General features: G+C 42.4%; 3 protein-coding genes and 1 rRNA gene. 2 read left to right on the top strand and 2 right to left on the bottom strand.

Features of this window, described 5'->3' with window-relative positions; all coding sequences use genetic code 11:
- Positions 1–239: 239 nt before the first annotated feature.
- Together GQR45_RS21055 and GQR45_RS21050 are read right to left on the bottom strand one after the other, a co-directional pair.
- On the bottom strand, positions 240–1,253 hold the full coding sequence (locus tag GQR45_RS21055) for an IS110 family transposase (protein ID WP_165725710.1): 1,014 nt from the start codon (positions 1,251–1,253) through the stop codon (positions 240–242).
- A gap of 82 nt (positions 1,254–1,335) precedes the next feature.
- On the bottom strand, positions 1,336–2,646 hold the full coding sequence (locus GQR45_RS21050) for an amidohydrolase (RefSeq protein WP_165726929.1): 1,311 nt from the start codon (positions 2,644–2,646) through the stop codon (positions 1,336–1,338).
- Positions 2,647–2,757: 111 nt separating this feature from the next.
- Between GQR45_RS21050 and GQR45_RS21045 the strand changes: the two genes are divergently transcribed.
- Positions 2,758–3,615: a tetratricopeptide repeat protein gene (locus GQR45_RS21045; protein ID WP_165726928.1), complete on the top strand. Its 858-nt coding sequence runs from the start codon at positions 2,758–2,760 to the stop codon at positions 3,613–3,615.
- A gap of 932 nt (positions 3,616–4,547) precedes the next feature.
- Positions 4,548–6,083, top strand: a 16S ribosomal RNA gene (locus GQR45_RS21040).
- Positions 6,084–6,131: the final 48 nt, after the last annotated feature.

Genomic DNA, 6,131 nt, shown 5'->3' with positions numbered 1-6,131 from the left:
TTCATATATGGTCTCCTCCAGTATTGCAAGGTGTCATTCAACGATAGCAGGGACAGGTTTGCTGTCATATATACGGTCTTTTAGTGAAGATTATTACTTCTGACCTTGATGTAATCCGCGCATATTGTCCTGATCAGGTTATCGGTATTTACTACCACTGAACTCTATAGGTTTTCAATATGCAGGTTTGACCTGTTATGTCATCGTTTTAGCCACTTACGCAATTCTTTGAAGAGTATTTATACGGGTGAGTAACTCTCACCTGAAGCGCTAATAGCCCAAGCCATTCTCGCCATCTTGTTGGCATAAGCTACACATGCTCGATTATGCCCTCGAGTTTGAACCAGTCGGTTTATCCATTGACTTAATTTATCATTCTTCGTTTTTGCTCTTGAGACAACAGCTTTTGCTCCTTGGATCAACAGGCACCTTAAGTAGCTATTTCCTCGCTTACTTATCCCAAGTAAAGTATCTTTTCCGCCACTACTGTGTTGACGCGGAACGATACCTAAAGACGCTGAAACATCGCGGCCTCTTTTATAGTTACTGCCATTTCCAACTTCATTGAAATAGGCGCTTGATACCATAGGACCAAATCCAGGTATTGTTTGGATCCGTTGGCAAATATCATTATTTTTTGCTGTTTCAACTATTAATGTACTGTAAGTTTCAATGCAGCTGTCTAAGTTACTCAATTGTGTTTCTAACTGCTTTAGTACCGCTTTAAATGCGCCTGATAATCCGGTATTTTCATCTTCTAAAATTAGGGGGATACTTTTGCGTATTGTGTTTACACCCTGATTTAAAATAATTCCGTATTCAGCAGTTAAGCCTCGGATTTGATTGCATAGTGCCGTTCTTTGTCTGACCGCTAATTCTCTCGCTTTGTGCTGTGCTTGGTTATCTTGTTGCTCAACTGATTTTATACAGACACTCTTAATATGATGTTGTTTTGAAGCAACGCTAATTGCTAAAGCATCGTTATAATCATTTTTATTGCCAACTAAGAAGGCTTTTACATGCTGAGGTGGAATAAGCTTAATCTGATGACCACATTTTCTGATTTCTCGAGCCCAAAAATGAGAAGTTGCACAGGCCTCTAAAGCAACTAAACACGTAGTGTGTTGTTGGAAAAAAGATAACACTTGCGCACGCTTTAACATTTTCTTTTTAACTAAGCGCCCTTGTTCATTGCAGCACACCACATGGAAAAATCTTTTTGCTATGTCTAAACCAATTGTTGTAATCTTCATTTTGGTCTTCTCCCTTTGATTATTGTAACCACTTTAATCATGGCACATAGATGCCGTATAGGGAGGAGACCATTACATCAGGTTACTTATTAAATAAAGCAACAGCAGCGTTACTCATTGCTTTTATTCCGGTAGGGATAGCAACTTTATAATCTGGTGCAAATTTACTAGAGTGTAGGGAAGGGAGTACTTCACCTGTTTTTATCGAATCTGCATATTGTGCTTGGTTTACGCCACCTAGCCAAAATAAGGTAATAGGGATGTTTTCATCGGTGCGTCCGTATAGGCCAAAGTCTTCACCCGCCATTACAGCTTGTGTTTCAAGCACATTAGTATCACCAATTGCGCTGGCAATAGAGTTTCTAACAATGTCTGTTTGTGCAGGGTTATTATAAGTAGATGGAATAGATTCATCTTCATGTACATATACTACAGGGTAGTTTGATTCATTTAGGCCTGCACTTTGTGCAATACCTGCCGTGATTCGTTTTATTGCTGCTATTTGAGCACTTCTAACATTTGGGTTATAGCTTCTGAGAGTGAGTTGTAGTTTTACTTCATCCGAAATTACATTATGTTTTGAGCCACCATGAATAGACCCAACCGTAATAACCGAAGGCTCTAGCGGTGAAAGTTCTCGGCTTGTGATTGTTTGCAGAGCAAGCACTGTGCGTGCAGCTATAACCACAGGGTCTATAGTTGTATGCGGGTAAGCACCATGACCACCTTTACCTTTAATTGTAATATCGACAGAATCTACACTTGCCATAGTGTATTCATTTTTCATTGATACCTTACCAGCGGGGACGCTAGCACTTACATGCAAAGCAATTATATGATCAGGTTTTTCATATTTACTAAATAGTCCTTCGCCTAACATGGCTTTAGCACCCCCACCAACTTCTTCGGCAGGCTGTGCAACCATCATCAAAGTGCCTTTCCATTGATCTTTGTGTACTATTAATTGCTCAGCAGTACCAATAAAAGAGCTCATGTGAATATCGTGGCCACAACCGTGCATTACACCTACTTTAGCACCATGCTCGTCTATTACTTTAACTTTTGAGGCATAGGACTTTCCTGTCTGCTCTATAATAGGTAAGCCATCGGTGTCAGTACGGATCATCACGGTTGGACCGTTTCCGTTTTTGTAAATGCCGACAACACCAAAGCCACCTACATTACTTGTTACTTTAAAACCCAGCTGAGTTAATTTATCCGCTATTTTATTACCCGTTTTTTGTTCGTGATAAGAAAGCTCTGGCGATTGGTGTAAATCGAGGTAAAACTTTTCTATAGCTGGCATGGTTTTGCTTAAATTCAAATCGAGTCCATTTGCTTGTACTAATGGGCTTGCTAATAAAAGTATTGCACTTAGATAAGTTAATTTCATGTTTTCCCTCATTGTTGAATATGTATACCGGATGATTTAGGTATATGACTTGTAATTATTATGTTCACCACCATATAAAAACCTAAATAGATGAATATGGCAATCAATTCAATGAGCAACATAGTTAGTATTAATGCGCAAAACCTTCAACAAGTACTCGGTGAAACATCACAACAAAAATTGGTGTTGCTTAACTTTTTCTCTCCTCAAAGTCCTGACTGTATCGGACAGGCTGCAATTTTAGATAAAGTAGCGGCAGAATATGCAAGCTATATAGTAGTAGCAAACCTAGATTGCGATGCAGAGCAAACACTCGCATCTCAACTTGCGCAACAAGTTGGTCTGCAAACACTGCCTACCCTTGTATTATTAAAAGACTCTGCACCAGTAGATTTACTTGCAGGTGTTCAAAGCGAAGCACAAATACGCGAAGCCCTAGCAAAGCATTTACCTGCACAACAAGACTTACTGTTAGAACAAGCAAAGCAAGCGTTATTAAAGTCAGATTTAAATGCTGCATTTAATTATGCAAAGCAAGCTTATGAAATAGACAGCGGTAATGCACGTATCAAATTAGTGCTAGCAGACATATGTATTCAAATTCACAAGGTAGATGAAGCCCAAGCGCTTATAAATACAATAGACGTACAAGAGCAAGATGCTTACTTTAATAATATAAAAGCAAAATGCGAAGCTGCGCTTGAAGCAAAAGACTCACCAGAGATTAAAGAAAAGCAACAACAAGTAGAAAAATACCCAAATGACCTAGAATTAAAAGAAGAGCTCAGTATTTTACTCAATGAAGCAGGCAGAAAAGAAGAAGCATTGGATATACTATTTACAGTGCTGCAAAAAGATCTGAATTTCAATGAAGCGAAACCAAGCTTTTTAGCCATTATTGCCTCTTTACCCGATGGTGATACGCTCGCAGCAAAGTATCGTCGCAAGTTATATAGTATTTTATACTAGGGTCTGTTGCTCTTTGCGGATTAAAATTTGTTCAAACTAGGGGGAGTAATCGCGGCGCGAGATTTGTAACCTAGTGGGCTCGGTAACTGCTCCTGCGTTACCCTACTGGCTTACATCCATGTAAGAATAAGTAAAAACCGAGTAACAAAGAGTAAATAGCCCCTAGGAAGAACCCTTTGGGCAGCGCCTGTTTGGCATTAATGCTACGTTATCGCCTATTTATGGGGAATAACCACACTACATAGGCTCTGCCTTGCCTGAATACCAAACAGGCTGCTGCAAATTTAACCTTGAAAGATAAACAGACCCTAGATTCTAATAACTATTACTTTTGAGAAGCACCTATATAAGGTGCTTTTTGTATTTTTAGGGTTTTAATTAAAAGCTATAGAATGGTTTAGCTATGTAAAAACAAGAGTTATCAACAGATTTTTGTGGGTAACTTGTGCTTATCATGTGTGCTTGCTTGGGGCTTAATTTTAATTACTATTTTATGCAAATAACGCTTGCGTAAAATCCGCCGCTCCCTATAATGCGACCCCACTGAGACGGGAAACGCTGAAGCATAGCGAGGCACGAACTACTCAGAGAGTTAAATAAAACTTCGGTTTTAAATCTTCCAAAAGAAAATTTAAAACAAAGTGTTGACTCGAAAAATAAAGGGTGTATTATTCGCATCCCTTGAGGCGCTAAAGCGACTCAAAACGTTCTTTAACAATATAAAGCAATCATCTGTGTGGGCACTCGTACAGATTGAGTTCTAACAGCCAACCTACTTAGGTAGCGAGGCAAACAAATTAGAGTCTCAATTGAAAACTGAGTGACCAACAGAATAGTTATTTNCGGTAATTATTCGGCACAGTCAATTCAATATCGAAAGATATTAAAATAAATTCAGAATTCATTGAGCTGTCGAAAGACATAAAACTTTTTAATTGAAGAGTTTGATCATGGCTCAGATTGAACGCTGGCGGCAGGCCTAACACATGCAAGTCGAGCGGTAACAGAAAGTAGCTTGCTACTTTGCTGACGAGCGGCGGACGGGTGAGTAATGCTTGGGAACATGCCTTGAGGTGGGGGACAACAGTTGGAAACGACTGCTAATACCGCATAATGTCTACGGACCAAAGGGGGCTTCGGCTCTCGCCTTTAGATTGGCCCAAGTGGGATTAGCTAGTTGGTGAGGTAATGGCTCACCAAGGCGACGATCCCTAGCTGGTTTGAGAGGATGATCAGCCACACTGGGACTGAGACACGGCCCAGACTCCTACGGGAGGCAGCAGTGGGGAATATTGCACAATGGGCGCAAGCCTGATGCAGCCATGCCGCGTGTGTGAAGAAGGCCTTCGGGTTGTAAAGCACTTTCAGTCAGGAGGAAAGGTTAACGGTTAATACCCGTTAGCTGTGACGTTACTGACAGAAGAAGCACCGGCTAACTCCGTGCCAGCAGCCGCGGTAATACGGAGGGTGCGAGCGTTAATCGGAATTACTGGGCGTAAAGCGTACGCAGGCGGTTTGTTAAGCGAGATGTGAAAGCCCCGGGCTCAACCTGGGAACTGCATTTCGAACTGGCAAACTAGAGTGTGATAGAGGGTGGTAGAATTTCAGGTGTAGCGGTGAAATGCGTAGAGATCTGAAGGAATACCGATGGCGAAGGCAGCCACCTGGGTCAACACTGACGCTCATGTACGAAAGCGTGGGGAGCAAACGGGATTAGATACCCCGGTAGTCCACGCCGTAAACGATGTCTACTAGAAGCTCGGAGCCTCGGTTCTGTTTTTCAAAGCTAACGCATTAAGTAGACCGCCTGGGGAGTACGGCCGCAAGGTTAAAACTCAAATGAATTGACGGGGGCCCGCACAAGCGGTGGAGCATGTGGTTTAATTCGATGCAACGCGAAGAACCTTACCTACACTTGACATACAGAGAACTTACCAGAGATGGTTTGGTGCCTTCGGGAACTCTGATACAGGTGCTGCATGGCTGTCGTCAGCTCGTGTTGTGAGATGTTGGGTTAAGTCCCGCAACGAGCGCAACCCCTATCCTTAGTTGCTAGCAGGTAATGCTGAGAACTCTAAGGAGACTGCCGGTGATAAACCGGAGGAAGGTGGGGACGACGTCAAGTCATCATGGCCCTTACGTGTAGGGCTACACACGTGCTACAATGGCGCATACAGAGTGCTGCGAACTCGCGAGAGTAAGCGAATCACTTAAAGTGCGTCGTAGTCCGGATTGGAGTCTGCAACTCGACTCCATGAAGTCGGAATCGCTAGTAATCGCGTATCAGAATGACGCGGTGAATACGTTCCCGGGCCTTGTACACACCGCCCGTCACACCATGGGAGTGGGTTGCTCCAGAAGTAGATAGTCTAACCCTCGGGAGGACGTTTACCACGGAGTGATTCATGACTGGGGTGAAGTCGTAACAAGGTAGCCCTAGGGGAACCTGGGGCTGGATCACCTCCTTATACGATTTAGAACTTATTTGTTCGTAGTGTCCACACAGATGATTGTTA

The sequence above is a fragment of the Pseudoalteromonas sp. SA25 genome (assembly GCF_011378705.1).
GTDB lineage: Bacteria > Pseudomonadota > Gammaproteobacteria > Enterobacterales > Alteromonadaceae > Pseudoalteromonas > Pseudoalteromonas arctica.
This window is presented reverse-complemented; position numbering and strand designations above follow the sequence as displayed.